The sequence below is a fragment of the Chelatococcus sp. CO-6 genome (assembly GCF_001271345.1).
Classification (GTDB): Bacteria; Pseudomonadota; Alphaproteobacteria; order Rhizobiales; family Beijerinckiaceae; genus Chelatococcus_A; species Chelatococcus_A caeni.
Window position 1 is genome coordinate 2146892 of the sequence record NZ_CP012398.1, and the last position, 21470, is coordinate 2168361.

General features: G+C 66.5%; 22 protein-coding genes. 12 read left to right on the top strand and 10 right to left on the bottom strand.

Annotated elements, in window-relative coordinates; translation table 11 throughout:
• Window positions 1–26 precede the first annotated feature (26 nt).
• From AL346_RS10065 to AL346_RS10085, 5 genes are all read right to left on the bottom strand, one after another.
• Window positions 27–1010, bottom strand: a complete 984-nt coding sequence (locus tag AL346_RS10065) for an ABC transporter ATP-binding protein (RefSeq protein WP_019401390.1) — start codon at window positions 1008–1010, stop codon at window positions 27–29.
• Window positions 1007–2089 carry an ABC transporter ATP-binding protein gene (locus AL346_RS10070; RefSeq protein WP_082312481.1) on the bottom strand — a complete coding sequence of 361 codons (1083 nt, stop codon included), beginning with the start codon at window positions 2087–2089 and terminating at the stop codon, window positions 1007–1009. Before AL346_RS10070 ends, AL346_RS10065 begins: the two co-directional genes overlap by 4 nt.
• Window positions 2090–2199: 110 nt before the next feature.
• Entirely contained in the window at window positions 2200–2532 is a 333-nt protein-coding gene (locus AL346_RS10075; RefSeq protein WP_040404455.1) for a multidrug efflux SMR transporter, read from the bottom strand.
• A gap of 54 nt (window positions 2533–2586) precedes the next feature.
• Window positions 2587–3513: a DMT family transporter gene (locus AL346_RS10080; RefSeq protein WP_019402301.1), complete on the bottom strand. Its 927-nt coding sequence runs from the start codon at window positions 3511–3513 to the stop codon at window positions 2587–2589.
• Between the two features lie 34 nt (window positions 3514–3547).
• Window positions 3548–4192: a glutathione S-transferase family protein gene (locus AL346_RS10085; RefSeq protein WP_026015153.1), complete on the bottom strand. Its 645-nt coding sequence runs from the start codon at window positions 4190–4192 to the stop codon at window positions 3548–3550.
• A 171-nt stretch (window positions 4193–4363) separates the two neighbouring features.
• On the opposite strand from AL346_RS10085, the gene AL346_RS10090 reads away from it, so the two are divergent.
• Entirely contained in the window at window positions 4364–5377 is a 1014-nt protein-coding gene (locus AL346_RS10090) for a LysR family transcriptional regulator (protein WP_245258889.1), read from the top strand.
• Between the two features lie 361 nt (window positions 5378–5738).
• Here AL346_RS10090 and AL346_RS10095 read toward each other — a convergent pair whose 3' ends face one another.
• Entirely contained in the window at window positions 5739–7034 is a 1296-nt protein-coding gene (locus tag AL346_RS10095) for an NRAMP family divalent metal transporter (protein WP_026015152.1), read from the bottom strand.
• Window positions 7035–7380: 346 nt separating this feature from the next.
• Here AL346_RS10095 and AL346_RS10100 point away from each other — a divergent pair, with 346 nt between their 5' ends.
• The 3 genes from AL346_RS10100 (at window position 7381) to AL346_RS10110 (ending at window position 10181) form a co-directional block, all read left to right on the top strand.
• On the top strand, window positions 7381–7674 hold the full coding sequence (locus tag AL346_RS10100; RefSeq protein WP_019402297.1) for a hypothetical protein: 294 nt from the start codon (window positions 7381–7383) through the stop codon (window positions 7672–7674).
• Between the two features lie 174 nt (window positions 7675–7848).
• Window positions 7849–9231, top strand: a complete 1383-nt coding sequence (mgtE, locus tag AL346_RS10105) for a magnesium transporter (RefSeq protein ID WP_019402296.1) — start codon at window positions 7849–7851, stop codon at window positions 9229–9231.
• Between the two features lie 227 nt (window positions 9232–9458).
• On the top strand, window positions 9459–10181 hold the full coding sequence (locus AL346_RS10110) for a DUF1194 domain-containing protein (protein ID WP_019402295.1): 723 nt from the start codon (window positions 9459–9461) through the stop codon (window positions 10179–10181).
• Between the two features lie 372 nt (window positions 10182–10553).
• Here the strand turns inward: AL346_RS10110 and AL346_RS10115 are convergent, their stop codons facing one another.
• Window positions 10554–11360 carry a class I SAM-dependent methyltransferase gene (locus AL346_RS10115; protein WP_019402294.1) on the bottom strand — a complete coding sequence of 269 codons (807 nt, stop codon included), beginning with the start codon at window positions 11358–11360 and terminating at the stop codon, window positions 10554–10556.
• Window positions 11361–11711: 351 nt separating this feature from the next.
• Between AL346_RS10115 and AL346_RS10120 the strand changes: the two genes are divergently transcribed.
• Window positions 11712–12353: a glutathione S-transferase family protein gene (locus AL346_RS10120; protein WP_026015150.1), complete on the top strand. Its 642-nt coding sequence runs from the start codon at window positions 11712–11714 to the stop codon at window positions 12351–12353.
• A gap of 133 nt (window positions 12354–12486) precedes the next feature.
• On the opposite strand, the gene AL346_RS10125 is transcribed toward AL346_RS10120, so the two are convergent.
• Window positions 12487–13401 carry a LysR family transcriptional regulator gene (locus AL346_RS10125; RefSeq protein ID WP_026015149.1) on the bottom strand — a complete coding sequence of 305 codons (915 nt, stop codon included), beginning with the start codon at window positions 13399–13401 and terminating at the stop codon, window positions 12487–12489.
• Window positions 13402–13494: 93 nt separating this feature from the next.
• Between AL346_RS10125 and AL346_RS10130 the strand changes: the two genes are divergently transcribed.
• Window positions 13495–14298 carry an NAD(P)H-dependent oxidoreductase gene (locus AL346_RS10130; protein WP_019402291.1) on the top strand — a complete coding sequence of 268 codons (804 nt, stop codon included), beginning with the start codon at window positions 13495–13497 and terminating at the stop codon, window positions 14296–14298.
• A 171-nt stretch (window positions 14299–14469) separates the two neighbouring features.
• On the opposite strand, the gene AL346_RS10135 is transcribed toward AL346_RS10130, so the two are convergent.
• On the bottom strand, window positions 14470–15363 hold the full coding sequence (locus AL346_RS10135; RefSeq protein WP_019402290.1) for a LysR family transcriptional regulator: 894 nt from the start codon (window positions 15361–15363) through the stop codon (window positions 14470–14472).
• Window positions 15364–15459: 96 nt separating this feature from the next.
• Between AL346_RS10135 and AL346_RS10140 the strand changes: the two genes are divergently transcribed.
• The 3 genes from AL346_RS10140 to AL346_RS10150 are packed head-to-tail and all read left to right on the top strand — an operon-like array spanning window position 15460 to window position 17478.
• On the top strand, window positions 15460–16197 hold the full coding sequence (locus AL346_RS10140) for an SDR family oxidoreductase (RefSeq protein WP_019402289.1): 738 nt from the start codon (window positions 15460–15462) through the stop codon (window positions 16195–16197).
• Window positions 16198–16227: 30 nt separating this feature from the next.
• Window positions 16228–16440, top strand: coding sequence for a 4-oxalocrotonate tautomerase family protein (locus AL346_RS10145; protein WP_019402288.1), 213 nt, complete (start codon window positions 16228–16230; stop codon window positions 16438–16440).
• A 42-nt stretch (window positions 16441–16482) separates the two neighbouring features.
• The gene (locus tag AL346_RS10150; RefSeq protein ID WP_050996619.1) at window positions 16483–17478 is read left to right on the top strand and encodes an MBL fold metallo-hydrolase; all 996 of its coding nucleotides are present in this window, start codon (window positions 16483–16485) and stop codon (window positions 17476–17478) included.
• Between the two features lie 83 nt (window positions 17479–17561).
• Here the strand turns inward: AL346_RS10150 and AL346_RS10155 are convergent, their stop codons facing one another.
• Window positions 17562–18473: a LysR family transcriptional regulator gene (locus tag AL346_RS10155; RefSeq protein ID WP_019402286.1), complete on the bottom strand. Its 912-nt coding sequence runs from the start codon at window positions 18471–18473 to the stop codon at window positions 17562–17564.
• A 90-nt stretch (window positions 18474–18563) separates the two neighbouring features.
• Between AL346_RS10155 and AL346_RS10160 the strand changes: the two genes are divergently transcribed.
• The 3 genes from AL346_RS10160 (at window position 18564) to AL346_RS10170 (ending at window position 21052) form a co-directional block, all read left to right on the top strand.
• Window positions 18564–19445 carry an aldo/keto reductase family oxidoreductase gene (locus AL346_RS10160; RefSeq protein WP_026015147.1) on the top strand — a complete coding sequence of 294 codons (882 nt, stop codon included), beginning with the start codon at window positions 18564–18566 and terminating at the stop codon, window positions 19443–19445.
• A gap of 213 nt (window positions 19446–19658) precedes the next feature.
• Entirely contained in the window at window positions 19659–20264 is a 606-nt protein-coding gene (locus tag AL346_RS10165) for a TetR/AcrR family transcriptional regulator (protein ID WP_019402283.1), read from the top strand.
• Between the two features lie 101 nt (window positions 20265–20365).
• Complete coding sequence (locus AL346_RS10170; RefSeq protein WP_019402282.1) at window positions 20366–21052, top strand: type 1 glutamine amidotransferase domain-containing protein; 687 nt, start codon at window positions 20366–20368, stop codon at window positions 21050–21052.
• The last annotated feature ends 418 nt before the right edge of the window (window positions 21053–21470 follow it).

Here is a 21470-nt window from a genome sequence, read left to right on the forward strand (position 1 = left end):
GCTCCTGATGAAAAAGGGGCCGCCGCTCAGGCGGCAGCCGAAACGGAATCGGCCGCCGGCACCAGATGGCACGCCGCAAGGCGCCCGTCCGGCGCCGGCCGCAGGGCCGGGGCTTCGCTGCGGCAGCGGCTGACGGCGCGCGGGCAGCGGGGATGGAAGGGGCAGCCCGCCGGCCGGTCGACCGGGTTCGGCGGGTCGCCCGCGAGCACGATGCGCTCGCGCGTGTGCCGACCGAGGCTCGGCACGGCCGAGACGAGCGCCTGCGTGTAGGGATGGGCCGGCGTGTGGAACAGCGCCTCCGGCGGGCCCTGCTCGACGATGCGGCCGAGATACATCACGGCGACCTCGTCGGCGATCTGGCGCACCACCTTGAGGTCGTGGCTGATGAAGAGATAGGCCATGCCGAAGCGGATCTGCAGGTCGTGCAGCAGGTTGATGACCTGCGCCGCCACCGAGACGTCGAGTGCCGAAATCGGCTCGTCGCAGACGACGAGCTTCGGCTCTAGCACGAGCGCGCGGGCGAGCACGACGCGCTGGCGCTGGCCGCCCGACAGTTCATGCGGATAACGCGCGAAATGGTCCTCGCGCAGGCCGACCGCCTCGAAGAGGGCGAGGGCGCGCTCACGGGCCGCCTTGCCGCGCGCGAGGCGGTGGATGAGGAGCGGCTCCGTCACCTGCTCGCCGACGGTGAGACGCCGGTCGAGCGCCGCGAGCGGGTCCTGATGCACCATCTGCATGGTGCGGCGCATCGCCCGCCAGCGGCCGTCGCGCGTCGCCGTCACCGGCAGGCCGTCGAACAGCACCTCGCCGCCGGAGGCCGGCGTCAGGCCGAGGACGAGCTTGGCGGTCGTCGACTTGCCGCAGCCGGATTCGCCGACGATGCCGAGGGTGCGACCGGCCGCCAGCGAGAAGCTGACCCCGTCCACGGCGTGGAGGATGCGGCGCTCGCCGCCGATGCCCGGTACGGCATAATGCCGGCTGAGGTCGCGGACCGTCAGGAGGGCGCTCATGCGGGGGCTCCCGCGAGGGCAGGGGCGTCGGCCGGCGTGGTGCGGAAGCCGCGTTGGTCGAGCGCGAGGCAGGCCGCCTCGTGCCGGTCGTCGATCGGCGCAAGCTCCGGCACGCGCGTGCCGCAGATCGCCGTCGCGCGCACGCAGCGCGGGGCAAAGGCGCAGCCGGGCGGCATGGCCTCCGGTGCCGGCACCGTGCCCGGGACGGGAGCGAGGCGCACGCGCGGCCCCTCCAGCGTCGGCAGCGCCGCCATGAGCCCGCGCGTATAGGGGTGGCGCGGCGCGGCGAGCAGCCGCCGCGCCGGGGCGGTCTCGACGATGCGGCCGGCATACATCACGGCGATGCGGTCGCACAGCTCGGCGACGACGCCGAGATCGTGGCTGATGAGGATAAGGCCCATGCCGCTGTCGCGGCGGATGTCGCGGATGAGGTCGAGGATCTGCGCCTGGATGGTGGCGTCGAGGGCCGTCGTCGGCTCGTCCGCCACCAGCACCTCGGGCTCGCCGGCGAGCGCGATGGCGATCATGACGCGCTGGTTCATGCCGCCGGACAATTCGTGCGGATATTGCCGCAGCCGGCGGCGCCCATCGGCGATGCCGACCCGGTCGAGCAGGCGCAGCGCCTCCGCGTGCGCCGCCTCCCCCCGAAGGCCGCGATGCAGCGCCAACGCTTCGCCGATCTGCGCGCCGATGGTCAGCACCGGGTTGAGCGAGCTCGTCGGGTCCTGGAAGATGAGCCCGATGCGTCCGCCGCGCACGCGCGCGATCTCGCGCTCGCTCATCGTTGTCAGGTCGCGGCCGGCGAGCAGCACGCGCCCGGAGGTCACGACGCCGTGGCCGAGGAGCCGGAGCGCCGCGAGCCACGTCACGCTCTTGCCGCAGCCCGATTCCCCGACGATGCCGAGAGCCTCCCCCCGTGCCAGCGAGAGGTCGATGCCGTGGACGACAGGCACCGCCCGATCCCGCGCCGCGAAGGCGACGGTAAAGGCATCGAGCGCGAGCAGCGGCTCGTGCGGAGCGGCGACGGAGCCCGGGACCGGATGGGCCGAACTCCTCACGGAGGAGGAAGCGGGAGTCATGACGGTCGGACTAGACACGCCGTCGATGACCGCCCGATGACGATGGCCGCTGTCCGGGGATCGGCCCCGGGCCCCGCGCATGACCCCTCATACAGACCTGGGCGGATCCATCAGGCCGGCAGGACCTTGAGCGCGACGACCCCTCCCACAATCACGAGCGTTGCGGCGGCGCGCGCGGCGCTGAGCGTCTCACCGAACAGGAGCAGGCCGCAGACGACCGAGCCAACGGCTCCAATGCCAGTCCAAACGGCGTAGGCCGTGCCGAGTGGCAGCGTCTTCAAAGCTTGAGTGAGCAGCGCAAGAAATACGAACAGAGCAACAATTGAGATGAGCGTCCAAGAGGTGCGGGTGTACCCGTTCGATAATTTTGTGGTGGCAGCCCAGACGACGTCTGCCAGACCGGATAATGTCAGATATATCCAAGCAATCGATGTCGACGACATATCAACGCTCCCGGCGATCAAGGGGATCACGACCGCATTCCGTTCGATCCTGTGTCAGATGAGTTTGATGAGCGCGACGCCGCAGAGCAGCAGCACGACACCGGCCAGGCGCAAGACTGAAACCGGTCTCTGCGGGAGGCGGAACCAGCCGTAGCGGTCGACGAACACACTCGCGATCTGCTGACCCGCTACTGTGAACCCGACCGCCGCCGCCGCGCCGATCACCGGGATCGCCGTGAACACCGTGGTGACGTAGGTCGCTCCTGCGAACCCGCCGAGCCAACCCCACCAGGGCATGGCTTGCATGCCGCCGATATTGGGGCGGGGCGCCTTCAGCCACGCGAGCGTCACCAACAGCACTGCCGCCATTGCGAGCGTAGCGACGAAGAATGACACGGCGCCAACAGCAAACGATGCACCGCCGAGGTCCTGGCGCAGCAGCGCATTGACGGCGCCTTGGGCCGGAAGCACTGCGCCGGCGAAAAGCGCCAGGACAATCCAGCCAAGCTTGTCGGCCTTGAGGTTGTCCGTTCCGCCCGTCTGACCGAAAACGATCATCGCCGCGCCAAGGAGCACGACAGCAGTGCCGATCGCTGCTCCGGCCTGAAGGCCCGTCCGGGTCACGCCGAGGAGGCCGAAGCTATCGATGGCGAGCGAAACGAGCATCTGCCCGGCGATAAAGAGCCCTACAGAGACGACGGCACCGAGACGGGGGAAGAGAACAATGGTCGAGACGACGTAGATGGCCGAGGCAGTGCCGCCGACGAGATGCCACCACGCGGCCTGCGGCAGGGCGACGAGCGCAGCGAGCGTCCCCGTCAGCAGGGCGACGAGAGCCAGAAGTCCCGTGCCAACCGAGAGCTGGAGTGTGGTCGCAGCAAACGGCGACCCAACCGCTTTCGAGAGTTGCGCGTTGGCACCGGCCTGAACGGCGAGCAAACCGCCCGAGATGATGGCCAATGGGACGAACAGGGCCTCCATGTCAGAGCCTTCCTGATGACGTTGAGAATGGAGGTCAGGCGACAGCGCTCTCGTGACGCGGCAGTCGCGGCACGAGAAGGCCGCGCTGGACGGCCGGGCGTGCACCGACTGCGCTGTACCAGCGGGCGAGGTTCGGCGTTAGTTCGAGCGCGAGGCCGAGCTTGTTCAGGCCGGCGTGAATCCATGGCCAGGTCATCACATCGGCGATGCCGTACGCTTCACCCGCGATGTGGGATTGGCGCTTCAGCTGCCCGTTGAGCACACGGAAGATGCGATTTGCCTCCGCTGCGAAACGGTCAATGACGTAGGGAATCCTCTCAGGCGCGAAGATCTTGTAGTTCCAGAGCTGCCCCAATGTCGGCCCGACGTGCGCGGCCTGGAACAAGGTCCAGCTCAATACCTGGATGCGCTCGGCATCCGAACCGGGCAAGAGGACGCCGGATCGCTCGGCGAGGTAGTGCAGGATCGCGCCCGACTCGAAGACGGTGCGGTCCCTGTCCGGGTCGACGATGACTGGAATCTTGTTGTTGGGGTTGAGAGCCAGGAACTCCGGCGCTGTCTGCCTCCCGTTCTCGATGTCTACGATATGAACATCGTATGGGAGACCGATCTCCTCGAGCATGATCGAGGCCTTGTGACCGTTCGGCGTCTGATAGGTATAGAGTTGGAGCGGGGTCATTACGCTTGTCTCCAGGGCCGGGCTTGCCGGGTCGCCCCGATGGAGACGGTGCTGCCTCCGCATCGAGCGGCATTCATGGCTTCGCCCATGGCTTTCGTGTGCCAGTGATCGACACCAAGCTAGCGTGAGCGCCCGCGCAAGGCTCATTGGCATTTCGCCAGCGCCGCTTGCGTGACTGCAAGCAGCGCCGGTGTTATCGTCGTCGGCATGGATGATTGGAACGAGCTCCGGCTGGTGCTTGCGGTCCAGCGCGCCGGCAGCCTCACGGCGGCGGCGGTCACGCTCGGGATTGATCACTCCACGGCGTTCCGTCGCCTGAAGGCACTGGAGGAGCGGCTCGGGGTGCGGCTATTCGAGCGGCTGCCCGGCGGCGCCTACAGAGCGACGGAGGCCGGCTCGCGCATGGCGGCCGGCGCGGAACGCATGGAGGACGAGGCGCTGGCGCTCGATCGCGACATATCGGGCCGCGATCATCGCCTGTCCGGTCGTCTCAGGGTGACTTCGTCCGAAACGATTGCCTATAGCCAGCTGACAACGCTTCTTGCTGCGTTCCGGCAGGTCCACCCCGGCATTGTCGTGGAACTGGCGATCGACAACCGCGTGCTCAGCCTGTCGCGTCGTGAAGCCGACATTGCCCTGCGTCCCATACGCCCGAAGGAAGGAGACCTTTGGGGGCGCAAGCTATCGGCTGTCGCTTGGGCGCTCTATGCGGCTCCGGCCTATCTCGAAGCAAATGGCGGCCCGCTGTCAAACGTCGGTGTGGATCGCCACGCCCTGATTGGTTGGGAGGAGACGACGTCGGGTATAGGGGCTGCCGACTGGCTGTTACGTGCGGGGCCACCCGAGGCGTTCGTCTATCGAACGAACAGTCTGGTCAACCAGCTCGTCGCGGCGAGGGCCGGCATCGGGGTAGCGCTGCTGCCCTGCTATCTTGGCGACGGCGAACCTGGCGTGACGAGGGCGCTGCCCGAGCCAATCCGCGAACTCGAAGGTGAGCTCTGGATCGTGACTCATGCGGACCTCAAAGGGACGGCGCGCGTGAGGGCCTTTTTCGATGTCGTCGGCGACGGGCTGGCGCGCCAGCGGGAGCTGTTTGAGGGTGGCTCCGTGTGGGAGGATCAGACTGACCTCGCCTGCGATGTCGAGCAGCCAGGCGCAGCGCGAATTCTGGATCGGCCAGCATAGGTTACGATCAAGGAACTGCGCGCTCGCTGCGACGGGTTGAAGCCCGGCCTCCACGATCCGGGGGCCGAGCGCGAGCGAGCCGGCGCTGCAGCAATGCGATCCGACCATCGTGTCGCTGTGGAAGCTGGTCGGTTCGCTGTCGAGCATTGTCGTCACAGCTCCTGCGGGTCGGCCGGAACAGAATCTCGTCGGGCGAGTCCATCGCGAACCGCTCTTGCGCGCGAAGCCCCGGCCGCCATTACGGCCGTTGGGCCAGCGATCGCCAATGCGGCGCGTCAATGCGACGATCCGCAGGCAACGTCACGGCGCGGCCTGTGCAGTTTCGGAAACGCCTAACCCGGGGTGTCCTTACGCCGGTGGGTCAAGCAAAGCCGGCCATCATCATCGCCACGACCGCTGCAGCCATCATGGTCGTGGTGAGCCATCCAAGCCACTTCAGGATGCCGGCGACGGCGAATGGCCCGAGTATGTCCCTGCGCGACGCCAGATACATCATGATCCCCATGACCGGAACGGCCACGATGCCATTGATCACCGCGGTCCAGACGAGCGCCTTCATCGGGTTGACAGGGGTGGCGTTCAGTATGGCACCGACGATCGTGGCGATCACTATCGCGCCGTAGAAGGCCTTCGCATTCTTGGGCTTGTGGGTTAGCCCCGTTGGCCAATGCAGCGCTTCTCCGAGGGCGTAGGCTGCCGAGCCCGCCAGAACCGGCACTGCAAGCAGGCCCGTGCCGACGATGCCCAAGGCGAACAGAGTTGATGCAAAGGAGCCGGCGAGGGGCCGCAGTGCTTCGGCCGCCTGGGCCGAAGTCTCGACGTCGGTGATGCCGTTCGGCCGCAGCGTCGACGCCGCGGTCAGGATGATCGCCAATCCGACGATGTTGCTGGCCGCCATTCCGCCCATCGTATCGAAGCGAATACGTTCAAGGGCTGCCGGGCCTTGGCCCGGGTTCTGCTTCAGTGGCGCGCGATGTGGCGTCTCGCTCACATCTTCCGCCTCCTCGGACGCCTGCCAGAAGAAGAGATAGGGACTTATCGTCGTGCCGAAGACCGCGACGATCATCATCAGATAATCCCGGCTCCAGGCCACTGTCGGCACCAGGATCCGGTATGCCGCCTCGCGCCACGGAACGTCGACGGCGAACAGGGTGACGATGTAGGCCAGCAGCGCCAGCGTCATCCATCTCAGGACCGCAACGTAGTGGCGATAGCTGGTCCAGACAGGCACCGCGGCGCATATGGTGGCGAACACGAACAGATAAAGGAGCGCAGGCCCGCCGAACACCAGCCTCGTCGCATCGGCCATCGCGCCGAGGTTGGCGCCGATGTTGACCGTGTTCGCGGCTAGCAGGAGCGACACGATGCACAGCAGCAGCCATTTGGGGCAGTGTCTGCGCAGGTTGCCCGCAATCCCGTGGCCCGTGGTCCGGCCAATTCTGGCGCTGATCAGCTGGATGGAGACCATGAGCGGCCATGTCAGGAACATGGTCCAGCCGAGCGCCAACCCGAACTGCGCGCCGGCCTGGCTGTAGGTGGCTATCCCGCTCGGATCGTCGTCGGACGCGCCCGTGATCAGGCCTGGGCCAAGGAATCGAAGAAGTCGCGACTGCGCCTGCGGCGGGATGACATCAGCGGCAGGTTCTGACCTTTCCAACGGCTGTTTTCTCCAGCCATGCACAGCGGGGTGAAACGTGCCGCATCGCAGAAAAGTTCCGCTGCATGGGCTGCATCGCCGGGAGTGCTGGAGGCCCCGGTTTTCCGCTTGATCTCTGACATGCGAAGGCGTATGTGCCCAGGCGTCCGTGGCGGTTCGGCCGGCGGGCGCATCCGACAATCGAGAGAACCATGGACGACTATTCTAGTCGTGGCGTCCGTCACCGGGCGCCATTGCAGAAAGATTGGATCGCTCCCGGCATGGGCCGGGTGAGCGGCGGCGTCCGCGCCTGAGGGCGGCCCCGTTCACCTCCTCCCCCGCCGTGAGGGGTCGAAGGAGGTGAACCATGAAGAACGTCATCTTCCTCCCGCATGTCGACCGGCTTCCGCCGGATCGCGCGCGTTCGGCGGCCGTGAAGCCGCGTCCCGAGCGCCTCCAGGGCGGCGCGCCGCCGGGCACTGGCCGCGCGCCGGCCTGCCAGTGGTTCACTGACATGACGACGGCTGAGCTGCGCTGCCGCTGGTCCGCGGACAACGGCGGCGCCGAAACCGACGGCGGCAGTCTTGCGCCGCGTGCCCGGCTGCAGGCCCGTCCTGTCAGCAGGCCAAGTCCCATCGACGGCTGCCTTCGGGCCGCCTGAAGTTCTCGAGGAGACCAGACATGGACGATCGACCTAGGCCTGGGGCCACGCGGCGTTCGCGCTTCGTGGCCACCCCGCTTCGCTTCACCCCGACAATCTGCCGACGCCAGGCCCCGCATCTCTCGTGATGGGCGGTCCTCCGTCGGCGCCGACCGACCGACGGAGTTGACAACCATGACCGTTGCCATCGTCAACGCGGCTCTCCGCGATTATCTCGCCCAGAACGATCTTTCCTCGATCGAGGCGGCGCTCGCCGGCCAACATGCCGCCGATATCGTCGCCTACATGGGGGATCTCGACCCCGCCGAGATCGCCAGGATCCTGCTCCTGCTGCCGGATCGCCGCGAGGCGGAAGTCTTCGGCTATTTCGATCCGGCGACCCAGGTCGCCGTCGCCGGCGAGCTCTCCCGGGGCGACCTCGCGCGGCTCGTCACCGCCATGTCGCACGACGAGCGGGCGGACCTGTTCAACCGGCTGACGCCGGAGCAGCAGCAGGCGCTCCTGCCCGGCATCGCGCATGCCGAGCGCGAGGACATCCGCCGGCTCGCCTCCTATCCGGAAGGCACGGCCGGCTCGATCATGACCTCGGACTACGCGACGCTCGCGCCGGACCTCTCCGCCCGGCAGGCGATCGAGCGGCTGCGCCGCGAGGCGCCGGACCGGGAGACGATCTACGAAGCCTATGTGGTGAACGAGGCGCGTCAGCTCGTCGGTGTCATCTCCCTGCGCGACCTCCTGCTCGCCAAGGACGAGGCCCGCATTGCCGACATCATGCGCAAGGGGGCTGTCTTCGCGCGCGTCGAGGACAGGCGCGAGGACGTGGCGCGCAAGATCGCCGACTATGACCTTCTGGCGCTGCCGATCGTCAACGGCGGCGAGGCCCTCGTCGGCATCGTCACCGTCGACGACGCCATGGATGTCGCGGAGCTGGAGCGCGGCCGGCGCGTGCTGCAGTTCGGCGGCAACGTGGCCGTGGGCGGCGGCCCCGACCTCGACCTGCGGTCCTCTTCCTTCCTCGAGATGTTCAAGGTGCGGGCCTTCTGGCTGATCATGCTGACGGTCTTCGGTGTCGTCACCAGCACCTTCGTGGCGGCGCAGGAGGCCATCCTCGATCGGGTCATCATCCTCGCGGCCTTCATCGCGCCCATCGTCGACATGGGCGGCAACACCGGCAGCCAGTCCGCCACCCTCGTCATCCGGGCCATGGCGATCGGGGAGGTGAAGCTGCGCTGGCGCGACGTCTGGTTCGTGATCCGGCGGGAGATTCCGGTCGCGCTGATGCTGGGCCTCGTCATCTCCATGCTCGAGGCGGTGCTTGCCTTCTTCAGCAAGGGCGTCGGCGGCGACATTCTGATGGTCGTCGGCCTGTCCATGGCGATCTGCACCGTGCTCGGCGGTGTCATCGGCGCGCTGCTGCCGTTCGCCGCGCGTCGCATCGGCACCGACCCGGCGACGCTGTCCTCGCCGCTCATCACCTCGATCATGGATCTCCTCGGCGTCTTCATCTACTTCGGCCTGGCTTATGCCTTCCTCGGACATCTGCTGACCGAGGGATAAGACCGACGGCGGCCGAACGGGTTGCGCATCACCTTGGCGGCGGCGTGGCTGCGATGGCGCTCCCTCGCGCCCTGCGGGGGCGAGGGAGCGAGCTATCGTGAACGGCGCCGCGGAGCGATACGCTCTGGTCTGGCGAAAGTCCGTCCACTAACCTGAGGGTTCTGGGCTGCAGGGGGGGGCGGCATCGAGCACGCCAAAGCGGGGGAGTTGCAGTCATGAGGCTCTCGTTGACCGCGCTGCTGGTCGCATTCCTGATAGGCTCGCCTCTCTCGGCCGTGCCCGCACGCTCGGCCGATGTCGATCTTGCGCTCGTCCTGGCCGTCGATACGTCCTCGAGCGTCAACGAGGAGCGCTATCAGCTCCAGATGCGCGGCTTCGCCGAGGCCTTCCGGAACAGCGACGTCATCGGTGCGATAGAGCAGGGTCCGCACGGCGCGATTGCCGTCACCCTCGTCCAATGGGCGAGTTATGGCGATTATCGGCAGGTCGTCGGCTGGACCGTCATCCGGGACCGGGTGTCGGCAAGCCGGTTCGCGACAGCGGCCCTGGAGACCGGCCGCTCCCTCAGTGGCTCCACCTCCCTGAGCGGTGCCATCGATGCTTCGGTGCAATTTCTTCAGTCGAGTGGCCATGCCGCGAGCCGGAAGGTCATCGACATTTCGGGCGACGGTTCGAACAACAGCGGCCGCCCGCCCGCGGAGGCGCGCGACGAGGCCCTCGCGGCGGGCATCACGATCAACGGCCTGCCGATATTGACCGAGGAGCCGACGCTCGACAGGTATTTCCGCGACAATGTCATCGGCGGTCCCGGTGCCTTCCTGGTCGTGGCCGACGATTTCAGGGCCTTTTCTGCTGCAATCCTGTACAAGCTGAAAAGAGAGATTGCAGGAAGCCATTACGATATCCGGCACTTGACGATGCTGCCGCCCTACGACGTCTCATTCGACTGAATTCGGCGCCCGCAAAGGCGGGAAGAGCAAAGACCAGCCAGCACATGGCGCCGGTGGCGCCGAAGCTGGCGAGAATGGCAATGATCACGGTGGTGGTCTCGCATGGAAAGCAGCGCGAGCGCACTTCTCGCCCGCGCGCAAGTCGCCGATGCAGGCGTCGCTCTCCTGGTCACCTTGTCCGGCAATGGTATCGGGCCTGCCGCAGATCGCGGCTGCGGCCCGGGCCGGGGAGGATGGCAGCGAACGACGATCTCGCGGTTTTGGATGAGCGACAGGAAGCACGGCCGCTCGTCTTTTCCAGTGGCGGTGACAATGGCAGCCGTGAACGCCGACGTATGGGGCACGAGCAATCCCTCGGCTCGTCGTTGGGTATCAGCCGGCCACCCCCTTCACTGCCCAAGCTCTCGCTTTGAGTGGAATTGCTCCACCCTCTCCGCGGGGGAGACTGTCGTATAGCTTTTCTCTCAACCTCTCCCGGGCGTGGGCGCCGAGACTGGAGCAATAGCCCGGTGCAGGCCCGGCCCCCAGCGTAAACGGGTGCCAGTAGTCCTCAAAATCCTTGAACAGCGTCGGCACCTCGATCTGGATGCAGTCCACCGAGGTCAGGCCGGTTGATCTGGCCAGGTTCGCCAGTCCATCGGCCGTGCAAAAAGGAAATCGCCGGTCTTCGGTCAGGTCCCTGGCACGCGGGTCGAGTGCCGTCGCGGCCGTCCAGAAGGCGCGCATGAACTCGACGCCACCGCCTGGATAGTCCCAGACATAAAACGCCACCGTCCCACGGCTGCGCGCCACCCGCTGCATCTCGGCCAGCGCTTTTTCTTTGTCGGGAACGAAATTGAGCACCAGCCCGGACACAATCATGTCCTTGCTGCCGGTATCCACCGGCAGAGCCTGAGCATCGCCCACCTCGAACGTTGCGCGCCCATCGGCGGTACTCGCACGGGCTCTCTTGAGGAAGCCCTCGGACGGGTCGATCGAGATCAGGCTCTTGGGATCGCAGCGATCGAGAATGGCGATCGAAAGCGCTCCGGTCCCGCAGCCGACATCGAGCCAATCCAACTGATCGGCAGCGTCGAGCCAATCGAGAAAGCGCGGCGCAATCTGCCGACTCCAGCGACCCATATACAGGTCGTAGTTGTCGCCGGCCTGCCATGCGTCGTGACGGGATGCCTCGGACATCGGCCTGTTTCCTGCGACACAGCCGTAGCGCATTATACGCCGTCCCCGGCAAAGGCTGCTAGTCCATCAAGACTTGCCGCTCGTGCGACCACGGATGCGGCGGCTTGCAGTGGATTGAACTCAGCCGTAGAGCACCGGGGTCCCCGGGCGGCTTCTGTGACATTGACGTCGTTATCGGCGATCTCGCTCTGTCGCATCCACGGCGATTGCCGCCACCCCCTCGTCCCGCTGAGAAGTCGGCCGTGCCGGCCAGACGGGAAACAGACGATGCGTGTGATAGGGTCACAGAGATCCGGCGAGGACGGCGAAGACGACCCGCCCCTGTGGCGCGCATGGCATGGGAGGTCCATGATGACCATAACAATCACGGCCTTCGAACGCTCGCCGGATGGCGGAAAGGGGCTCGCGCGCGACCTGAGGGTACGCTGGGCGCTCGAGGAGGTCGGCCAACCCTATGACGTTCGCCCAGTCTCCTTTGTCGCCATGAAGACGCCGGCCTATCGTACCCTCCAGCCCTTCGGCCAGATTCCCGCCTATACCGAAGGCGACCTCGTCCTCTTCGAATCCGGCGCGATCGTCCTCCACATCGCCGAGCATCATGAAGGCCTCCTGCCCCGCGACGCAAACGGCCGTGCCCGCGCTATCACCTGGATGTTCGCCGCGGTCGGCACCATCGAGCCGCCCATCCTCGAACTGGTAACGGCCAAGCTCATCGAGGGCCGCGAGCCCTGGACGGCGCAACGGATGCCGCTCGTGGAAGCTCGCATCCATACCCGACTGCAGGAGCTCTCCAACCACCTTGGCGATGGCGATTGGCTCGATGGCGCCTTCAGTGCGGGCGATCTGATGATGGTGCACGTGCTGCAGCGGCTGAAGCCATCGGGCATTCTCGATGAGCACCCAAGCCTTGCGGCCTATGTCGCCCGCGGAGAAGCGCGGCCCGCTTACCAGCGAGCCTTCGCTGCGCAGCTGGCAATCAATGCGCTGCCGTAAGGGGGAGGATCGCGCGCCGTGCGATCCGGTCTCTTCGCGCCGAGGGCGATCGGCCGCGTAAGGCTCGTGTCCCTGGTGCCTTGCGGGTGAAGCAGCAGCGTGACCGCAGGCATCACATTGTGGGTGAGGCCGATTACCCCATTCCTGCTATGCCGGCGATCTGCTCCGTGAGGAACCGGATGAGCAGCCTGACGCGAGCGACGTCCGCGCGCCCGGGAACGATCAGCATGCTCAGCGGGACGGACGGCAGGGAATAGCCGGGCAGGACCGCCTCGAGTTGACCCTCGGCCAGGAGATCCTCGACCAGCCAGCGATGCGCGGGTGCAATGCCGCGTCCGGCGGCAAGCGCGCTTCGTGCGGCAAGCCCGTGGTCGACGCGGAAACGGCCGCCGAAGGGCACCGCATGCCGTTCTCCATCCGGCCCCTGCAGGACGAGCGTATCGCTTCCCGCGATGTTCATCATCCTGATGCCCTCGTGGCCGATGAGATCCTGCGGGACCGTCGGCCTGCCGCGTGCCGCGAGATAGCCCGGCGCCGCCACCAGCAGGCGCTGCGACCGGCCGAGCGGCTTGAGCTTCATGGAACTGTCGGTGAGCGGGCCGAGACGCAGTGCGATGTCGACGCCCTCCCGGACGAGATCGATGCGTTCATCGGTCAGGCCGAGGTCGATGTCGATGTCGGGATAGAGATCCTGAAAGGCGAAGATCAACCGGCTGACGTGCAGGACCCCGAAGGCCGCAGTGCAGGAGACCCGGATCGTGCCGGACGGCGCGCCGCGCGCACCCCGCGCTTCATTGCCGGCCTGCTCCACGAGGCGCAGGATCTGCAGGCAGTTGGCATAGTAGCGGCTGCCTTCCTCCGTCAGCGCGACGCGCCGCGTGGTCCTGCTGAGCAAGGGCACTCCCACGGAGGTCTCCAGCTCCCGCAGATGCCGGGAGACTGTCGACTGGCCCATTCCGAGTTCGCGTCCCACCGCCGACAGGCTGCCCCGCTCGGCGACGCGGACGAAGGTGCGCATGCGTTCAAGGGTGACGTCGGATCTATCCATTGTCCGGCATAATCTTATGCATTGCCGACACCTACTGGATTATTCCGGCCTTGGCTAGCGTGGGGATCAGTGCCAACCGAGGATCCCTGACCCATGAAGGTTCTGATTGTCTACGCCCACCCTGAACCGCGCTCGCTGAACGGCGCGCTCCGTGAGATCGCCGTCAAGGAGCTGATGGCCCAGGGTCACGAGGTGCAAGTCTCGGACCTCTATGCCGATGGCTGGAAGTCGCAGGTCGACCGAGCCGATTTTCCATCACTGGCGCGGGACGAACGCCTCATTACGGTTGCCGCGTCGAAAAAGGCCTTCGAGGCCGGCACCCTCACCAGCGACGTCAAGGCCGAGATCGAGAAGCTTCTTTGGGCCGATGCCCTCATCCTCCAGTTTCCCCTGTGGTGGTTCACCATGCCGGCGATCCTCAAGGGCTGGGTCGATCGCGTGTTTGCCTACGGCTTCGCCTATGGTGTCGGCGAGCACAGCGACAGGCGATGGGGCGACCGCTACGGTGAGGGCACGCTGGCAGGCAAACGCGCGATGTTGATCGTGACCGCCGGCGGCTGGGAGGAGCACTACGCCGCCCGCGGGGTCAACGGCCCGATCGACGACCTCCTGTTCCCCATCAACCACGGCATCCTCTATTACCCGGGTTACGACGTCCTCCCGCCGTTCGTCGTCTACAGGGCCGACGGTTTCGATGAGAGCAGGCTCGGGCCTGTGGCTGAGCACCTGCGCAAGAGGATGCGGACGCTTTTTACGACCCGGCCCATACCCTACCGGCAGCAGAATGCCGGCGACTATCTGATCCCGAGCATGCAGCTCCGCCCGGGACTGGGCGATCCGGGCGCAACCGGCTTCGGGCTTCATGTGGACAATGAAGGCGGTGTCAACGAACGGTGAGACGCCGCCGGTCGGGGGCCGGAAGCGGACCGGCAGGGTCTGGAGCCCAAGCGCCGAGGAATGAGCCGGTCCGGTTACGCTTCAGAAGTGCGCCCGTGCGCGCCTGCCGCGCGGATGGTCATGAGCGGCACCAGGCGCGCCCTTGAGCCTCGCGCAGGCAAGCCCATCACACTAGAGATCTGCCACGTCAAAGACAGCCACCACCCAGTCGAGGAACACCCGAACACGGGGCGACAGCTGGCGATTCTGCGGATAATAGGCCGCGAGCGGCAGAGGCGGCGGCGGCTGATCCGGCAGGACCTCCACGAGGGCGCCCCGCGCCAGATCTTCCCGGAAACGATAGCGGGGCGCCTGGATCAGCCCGTACCCCATCCTTGCGAGATGGTGCGCCGTCTCCGCCTCGTTGGCGGTGACGCGGCAGGGGAGCGTCACCTCCCTGACGCCTTCGGTGGTCTGGAACTCCATCGGCATCACACGGCCGGTGCGCGACGACACGAAGCCGATCATCTGGTGTCCGTCGAGATCATCGACCGAAGCGGGCACCCCGTGACGTTCGAGATAGAGAGGACTGGCGCAGGTCTGCTCGGGAATATCGGGGAGCCTGCGCATGATGAGGCCGCTGTCATCCGGTTCGCCCGCCCGGATGACGCAATCCACCCCCTCGCGCACCAGATCGACCAGCCTGTCGCCCTGGCCGATCTGCAGCCTGATCTGTGGGTACGCCTCCAGGAACTCAGGCAGGCGCGGCAGCAGGAAAGCCCGCGTCAGCGTGCCGTGCGCATCGATGCGGAGCACCCCGGAGGGTTCGCCGCCGCGCAAGGCACCCTCCGCCTCGTCGACATCGGCGAGGATCGACAGGCACCGCCGGTAATAGGCGTCGCCATCCGGCGTGGGCGCCACATGCCGGGTGGTGCGTTCCAGCAGCCGGCTGCCGAGGTTCCGCTCGAGCCGCCGGATCGCCTCGGTTGCCGTGGACCGCGGAATGCCCAGATCCGCCGCCGCGGCCGTGAAGCTGCGACGGTCGATGACGCGAACGAAAAGCCGCATTGCATCGAGACGGTCCATGATTGTTCGGGATAGGCGAATTTCATTGCCCGCGAAAGAGTGATTATCCCAACGTGAAGTCTCCCTACCTCCTTGCCGAGCAACGGAGGTCGAGACATGAGACTGAAGGACAAGAGAGCGATCGTGACCGGCGCCGGCAAGGGCATCGGCGCTGCAATCGCGCGGCGGCTGGCCGGGGAGGGCTGTGCTGTCGCGGTGAACTATGCGCGCGACGAGGCTGCTGCCCGTCAGGTCGTGCAGGACATCGAACAGGCGGGCGGCAAGGCGGTGGCGGTGCAGGCTGACGTCGGCGATCCGGCCGGCATGCCCGCGCTGTTCGAGGCGGCCGAAGCCGCGTTCGGCCCGGTCGACATCCTGGTCAACAATGCGGGCATGATGCGGCTGTCAGCGGTCGCCGACGCGACGGACGCGGATTTCGACGACCATTGCGCGATCAATCTCGGCGGCACGTTCCGCGGCATGCGCGAAGGCGCCAGGCGGCTGCGCGACGGCGGGCGGATCATCAGCCTGTCCTCGAGCGTCGTGGGCTTCTACCAGCCCGGATACGGATTGTATGCCGCGACGAAGGCTGGGATCGAGGCGCTGACGCATGTGCTCGCCAAGGAGCTGGGCCCGCGTGGCATCACCGTGAACGCGATCGCGCCCGGTCCCGTCGAGACCGGCTTCTTCCTGCGCGGCAAATCCGAGGAGCTCGTTGCCAGCATCACGCGGATGATCCCGCTCGGCCGCCTCGGCCGTCCCGGCGACATCGCCGACGCCGTCGCTTTCCTGGCCGGGCCGGACAGCGGCTGGATCAACGGCCAAACCATCCGCGCCAATGGCGGCGCGGTCTGATCCCAACCCTCAAATCCAAGGAGCCCACCCATGCCTTTCGCCAACTACAAGCTGCCTGAGGCCTCGCTTTCGACGGCGCAGAAGGAAGACCTGATCCACAAGACGACGCAACTCCTGGTCGACTACTTCGGAGAGGTCGTGCGTCCGAACACGATGGTCCTGATCGAGGAAGTGCCCGACGGCGGGTACGGACGGGCGGACGAGGTGTTCATCATGCCGGAAGAGTACCGGGCCAAGGACTGACGCCCGGCCCGATAGGGAACTGCTGAACACGGGAGACGTGTGATGGAGACTGAAAAAGCAGCGGGTGCAGACAGGCGCGATCTGCTGAAGCTGACCGCCCTCGTTGGACTGGCCGGAATGGTGCCGGTCCCCGCAAGCGCCCAAGAACAGGCCGCCTTGCCACCGCCCGCGCGACCCCTGCCGACTGTGGATACGCGTTTTCCGGCCGAGATGGCGCCAGGCGTCTTTCTTGTGCCCGACAAGCGCATCCCGCTCGTTCCGAATATCGGGATCGTCGTCGGCACGGAAAGCGTGCTGGTGATCGATTGCGGCCTTGGTATCGAGAGCGCCGAGAACGTCCTGCGCCTGGCGCGAGAACTCGCACCGGGACGCCGGATCATCCTGACGGTGACCCATGCCCATCCGGAACACGCCTTCGGTGCCCAGGTGTTCAGGCGCGACGCACGCATCTACTACAACAGCGCGCAACGAGACTATCTGCAGCGCTCGGGTCAGATCCTGCTGGAGGGCTTCAGAGCCCGTATTCTGCCGGAAGGGCATAAGCACCTGCTGGACGGGATCGAGCTGACGCCGCCGGACGAGACCTATGACACTGCCGAGTCCGTGATCGATCTCGGCGGCCGTGAGGTCCGGCTACGGACCTGGGGCACCGCCCATTCTCCGGGGGATCAGATCGTCTTTCTGCCTCAGGAGCGCATCCTGTTCGCTGGAGACCTCCTCGAAGAGCGGATGTTTCCGATCGTCCCGTTCTTTCCGCCCATGATCGATGCCGGCGACATGGACATTGCCAGGTGGGAAACCGCCCTCAATGACATGATGCGGCTGCCGCCGCGCCTCATTGTGCCGGGGCACGGAAATCTCGCCGGCATCGAGCTTCCGGAGGCTGTGCTCGGCTATTTCCGGACGATGCGTGAAATGCTCGCCGAGGCTGGTCCGCGGACCGCCAATCTCCCGTCGCTCCTTCGCGCGCGCTATGCAACCTGGGAGAATCCGGAGTTCATTTCGCCAGCACTCCGATACTTTCAGCAGAGGACGTAGGTCTGCCGGGCGCCGACGGCCGGGCCCGACGAATGCGAGGCCCGGCGGGGCGTTGCCGTTTCCACCGGCCATCCGTGAGGCCGTCAGGCGCTGGCGCCACCCGCCTTGATGAAGTCCAGAAAGGCACGAAGCGGCGGGGGGACGAGGCGGCGGCCGGAGTAATACAAGAAAGGTCCGGAAAAGGGCTGCCACCAGTCCTGCAGCACGGGTTCGAGCGCGCCGTTGTCGAAGTGCGGACGCAGCCAGTCCTCGAATAGCGCGACGATCCCGACGCCGGCGATGGCCGTGTCGACGGCAAGATCGACACCGGCGCCGACGCTCACCACCAGCGGGCCCCGCGGTTCGACGCGCACCACCTCGCCCGCGCGCTCGAACTCCCAGGGGCTGATCATCGCGCCGCTGGGGAAGCGCCCGAGCAGGCAGGCGTGACCAAGCAGGTCGCGCGGGTGTTCCGGGCGGCCGTGCCGGTCGAGGTAGGCCGGCGCCGCGGCGGTGGCGTAGCGCTGGACGCGCGGCCCGATAGGCACCGCGATCATGTCCTGTTCCAGCCGCTCCTCGTAACGGATGCCCGCATCGCAGCCAGAGGCCAGCACATCGACGAAGCTCTCCTCGACGATGATCTCCAGCCGTATGTCGGGATAGGCGGCCATGAAGCCGGGGAGGATCGCCGGCAGCACGAGCCGGGCCGCGACGACCGGCACGTTGAGGCGCAGCGTGCCCGCCGGCCGGTCGCGAAACCCGTTCACCACTTCGAGCGCGGCCTTTACCTCGCCCAGTGCAGGCGCCAGGCGCTCGATCAGCCGCGCGCCTGCTTCGGTCGGGGCGACGCTGCGGGTGGTGCGGTGGAGCAGGCGAACGCCCAGTTGTGTCTCGAGGCGGCGCACCGCTTCGCTCAGGCTCGATGCGCCCATGCCGCTGGCGCGGGCCGCGCCGCGGAAGCCGCCGGCGCGCACCACGGCCAGGAAGGCGTTCAGATCGCCCAGGTCAGCTCGCATTGTTCGCTCTTCCGCACAGCTCGTGCGGATCATGCTGGATTATCCGTGCAGTCGGCAACGACTAAATGGGAACCGGACATGGAGGCCGACATGCAGACCATCGACCAGGCAGGAACTTTCAAGCTGGGGACCCGCACCGTGAAGCGGCTCGGCTACGGCGCGATGCAGCTCGCCGGGCCGGGCGTGTTCGGGCCGCCCAGGGACCGCGATGCAGCCCTCGCGGTGTTGCGCGAGGCCGTGTCGCTCGGCGTCAACCATATCGATACGAGCGACTTCTACGGGCCGCACGTCACCAACCAGTTGATCCGTGAAGCGCTATCTCCCTATCCGGTCGATCTGACGATCGTCACCAAGATCGGCGCGCGCCGAGGCGATGACGGTTCGTGGCTTCCTGCCGTCCGCGCGGACGAACTCGCGCGGGCTGTCGAGGACAACCTGCGCAACCTCGGGCTCGAGGTGATCGAGGTGGTGAATCTGCGGGTGATGATCGATCCCCATGGCCCTGCGGAGGGAGCGATCGCAGCGGAGATCAAGGTCCTCGCCGATCTCCAGCGCCAAGGGCTGGTTCGCCACATCGGCATCAGCAACGTCACCAAGGCGCAGGTGGAGGAGGCGCGGAGCATCGCCGACATCGTCTGCGTGCAGAACCATTACAACCTCGCGCATCGCGGGGACGACGCGCTGGTCGACGCCCTGGCGGAGGACGGGATCGCCTATGTGCCCTTCTTCCCGCTGGGCGGCTTCAGCCCCCTGCAGTCGGGGACCCTCTCGGACGTCGCGGCCCGGCTGCGGGCCACGCCCATGCAGGTGGCGCTCGCCTGGCTGCTGCAGCGTTCGCCCAACATCCTGCTGATACCGGGTACCTCTTCGGTTTCCCATCTGCGCGAGAACATCGCGGCCGCATCGCTGGTCCTGCCGGAGGATGCCATCGCCGAGCTCGACGGGATCGCGACGGCCGAAGCCCGGGCGTAGCCCTATTCCTCAGAGCAGCGAAGCGCCAATCGGCACGGCCGAAGTGTGGGGCGCAGCGGCCTCGACTGGCTTGTCGGCCGGCGACTTCCCCGTCGTCTTCGCGCTGCTGGCCGAGGTCGTCGACATCGCGTTCCAGAGCAAGGCGCCCGTCGATGACCTGTTGTTCCGCGCATTATTATAGACGACCGGTCTAATCGATGCTACGTTGGCGTCATGGTCACTTCACCTGCCATCGAAGCCCGCGACGTGCGTGAGAGCATCCTTGCCCATGGTCAGCGCATCATGGCCGGCAAGGGCTTTTCCGCTGTCGGGATCAACGAGATATTGACCGCTTCGGCCGTTCCGAAAGGATCATTCTATCACTACTTCGGCTCGAAGGATGCCTTCGGTGAAGCCTTGCTCGAGCGCTACTTCGAGGACTATCTGGCTGACCTCGACGCCACGATGAGCGCGCCGGGCCTAACCATGGCGCAGCGCCTGATGAACTACTGGAAGGCTTGGCAGGACACCCAGTCGTTCGACGACTGCCAGGGCAAGTGTCTGGCGGTGAAGCTGGGTGCGGAAGTGGCTGATCTGTCCGAAGCCATGCGCTTGGCGCTCAAGAGGGGAACCTCGGGCATTACCGATCGCCTGGCGCGCGCCATCGAGGCCGGCGTGGCGGAAGGTTCGCTGTCCGTCGACGGTACCCCCGCTGCTGTCGCGCAAACTCTGTATCAGCTGTGGCTGGGGGCCAGCGTGATGGTGAAGATCGCCCGCAACACCAAGCCTTTCGAGATCGCCATGACGAGCACGCGCCAGATGCTGCATCTTTCCCCCTGACCGGAAAAAAGGGGCCTCGCACTTCCAGGCGAAGTGCGACCTTTACGTCCACGTTATAGACGACCGGTCTAATATAAAGCGTCAACCTGGAGAACGTCACCATGAAAGTCCTGATCGTCTTGACCTCGCACGATCAACTCGGCGACACCGGTCGCAAGACCGGCTTCTGGCTCGAAGAACTGGCCGCTCCCTATTACGCCCTCAAGGACGCCGGGGCGGAGATCGTGCTGGCCTCGCCCAAGGGCGGGCAGCCGCCGCTCGATCCCAAGAGCAACGAACCGGCGTTTCAAACCGACGAAACCCGCCGCTTCGCGGCGGACCCGCAGGCGAACGCGCAGCTGGCGGCGACCGTGCGCCTGGACAGCGTGTCGCAGGCCGATTTCGACACCGTGTTCTACCCCGGTGGTCACGGCCCGTTGTGGGATCTGGCCGAAGACAAGCACTCGGTCGCGCTGATCGAATCCTTTATCACCGCTGGCAAGCCGGTCGCGCTCGTCTGCCATGCGCCGGGCGTGCTGCGTCACGCCAAGACACCGCAAGGCCGCCCGCTGGTCGAGGGCAAGCAGGTCACGGGTTTCAGCAACACCGAGGAAGCAGCCGTCGAATTGACCGATGTGGTGCCGTTCCTGGTCGAGGACGAGCTGGAGGCCAAGGGCGGCATCTACACCAAGGGGCCGGACTGGGCACCTCACGTTGTGAGCGACGGCTTGCTGATCACCGGCCAGAATCCGGCATCGTCGACCCCCACGGCGGAGCGGCTCCTCTCGCAGCTGCGCGCGGGCAAGTAGTCACAAGAGCGCCGACGGGGTGAGCGAGGATGCCGATTGGGCTTGCCCACCAATCGCACCGGCGAGCAGGGAGCGCGCGCTTCCGCCGATCGCTCACACCCAAATGCCCGGGCCCTGGCGCGAAAGCTCCGCGCCTCTGCAACGCCCAGAAAGATGGAGAAGCTGGTCGGGTCGGCGGCCATTGGTTAGCTGGCCTTACCAGTCTGGTCATAATTGAACAGGTTGTCCGCTCCATTGGCGACCTCTACGTTCGGGCCGGACAATTTGGAGAAGGCAATGACCGGGACGATTGCGAGCCGTTGGGGCGTCCAGGCCAGATAATCTCTGCGCCTTGGACGTGGTGGCATCGCCGGAGCAGCAGATCGGCTCAACCGCGTAGGCGATCCCGATCCCGTATTCTCGGTCCCGGCCCGTCGAA

What these genes read in the sequence shown, in the direction of transcription:
- AL346_RS10065 (WP_019401390.1), bottom strand. Translation starts at nt 1,010, where the DNA reads ATGAGCGCCCTCCTGACGGTCCGCGACCTCAGCCGGCATTATGCCGTA.
- AL346_RS10070 (WP_082312481.1), bottom strand. Translation starts at nt 2,089, where the DNA reads ATGACTCCCGCTTCCTCCTCCGTGAGGAGTTCGGCCCATCCGGTCCCG.
- AL346_RS10075 (WP_040404455.1), bottom strand. Translation starts at nt 2,532, where the DNA reads ATGTCGTCGACATCGATTGCTTGGATATATCTGACATTATCCGGTCTG.
- AL346_RS10080 (WP_019402301.1), bottom strand. Translation starts at nt 3,513, where the DNA reads ATGGAGGCCCTGTTCGTCCCATTGGCCATCATCTCGGGCGGTTTGCTC.
- AL346_RS10085 (WP_026015153.1), bottom strand. Translation starts at nt 4,192, where the DNA reads ATGACCCCGCTCCAACTCTATACCTATCAGACGCCGAACGGTCACAAG.
- AL346_RS10100 (WP_019402297.1), top strand. Translation starts at nt 7,381, where the DNA reads ATGAAGAACGTCATCTTCCTCCCGCATGTCGACCGGCTTCCGCCGGAT.
- mgtE (WP_019402296.1), top strand. Translation starts at nt 7,849, where the DNA reads ATGACCGTTGCCATCGTCAACGCGGCTCTCCGCGATTATCTCGCCCAG.
- AL346_RS10115 (WP_019402294.1), bottom strand. Translation starts at nt 11,360, where the DNA reads ATGTCCGAGGCATCCCGTCACGACGCATGGCAGGCCGGCGACAACTAC.
- AL346_RS10120 (WP_026015150.1), top strand. Translation starts at nt 11,712, where the DNA reads ATGACCATAACAATCACGGCCTTCGAACGCTCGCCGGATGGCGGAAAG.
- AL346_RS10125 (WP_026015149.1), bottom strand. Translation starts at nt 13,401, where the DNA reads ATGGATAGATCCGACGTCACCCTTGAACGCATGCGCACCTTCGTCCGC.
- AL346_RS10130 (WP_019402291.1), top strand. Translation starts at nt 13,495, where the DNA reads ATGAAGGTTCTGATTGTCTACGCCCACCCTGAACCGCGCTCGCTGAAC.
- AL346_RS10135 (WP_019402290.1), bottom strand. Translation starts at nt 15,363, where the DNA reads ATGGACCGTCTCGATGCAATGCGGCTTTTCGTTCGCGTCATCGACCGT.
- AL346_RS10140 (WP_019402289.1), top strand. Translation starts at nt 15,460, where the DNA reads ATGAGACTGAAGGACAAGAGAGCGATCGTGACCGGCGCCGGCAAGGGC.
- AL346_RS10145 (WP_019402288.1), top strand. Translation starts at nt 16,228, where the DNA reads ATGCCTTTCGCCAACTACAAGCTGCCTGAGGCCTCGCTTTCGACGGCG.
- AL346_RS10150 (WP_050996619.1), top strand. Translation starts at nt 16,483, where the DNA reads ATGGAGACTGAAAAAGCAGCGGGTGCAGACAGGCGCGATCTGCTGAAG.
- AL346_RS10155 (WP_019402286.1), bottom strand. Translation starts at nt 18,473, where the DNA reads ATGCGAGCTGACCTGGGCGATCTGAACGCCTTCCTGGCCGTGGTGCGC.
- AL346_RS10160 (WP_026015147.1), top strand. Translation starts at nt 18,564, where the DNA reads ATGCAGACCATCGACCAGGCAGGAACTTTCAAGCTGGGGACCCGCACC.
- AL346_RS10165 (WP_019402283.1), top strand. Translation starts at nt 19,659, where the DNA reads ATGGTCACTTCACCTGCCATCGAAGCCCGCGACGTGCGTGAGAGCATC.
- AL346_RS10170 (WP_019402282.1), top strand. Translation starts at nt 20,366, where the DNA reads ATGAAAGTCCTGATCGTCTTGACCTCGCACGATCAACTCGGCGACACC.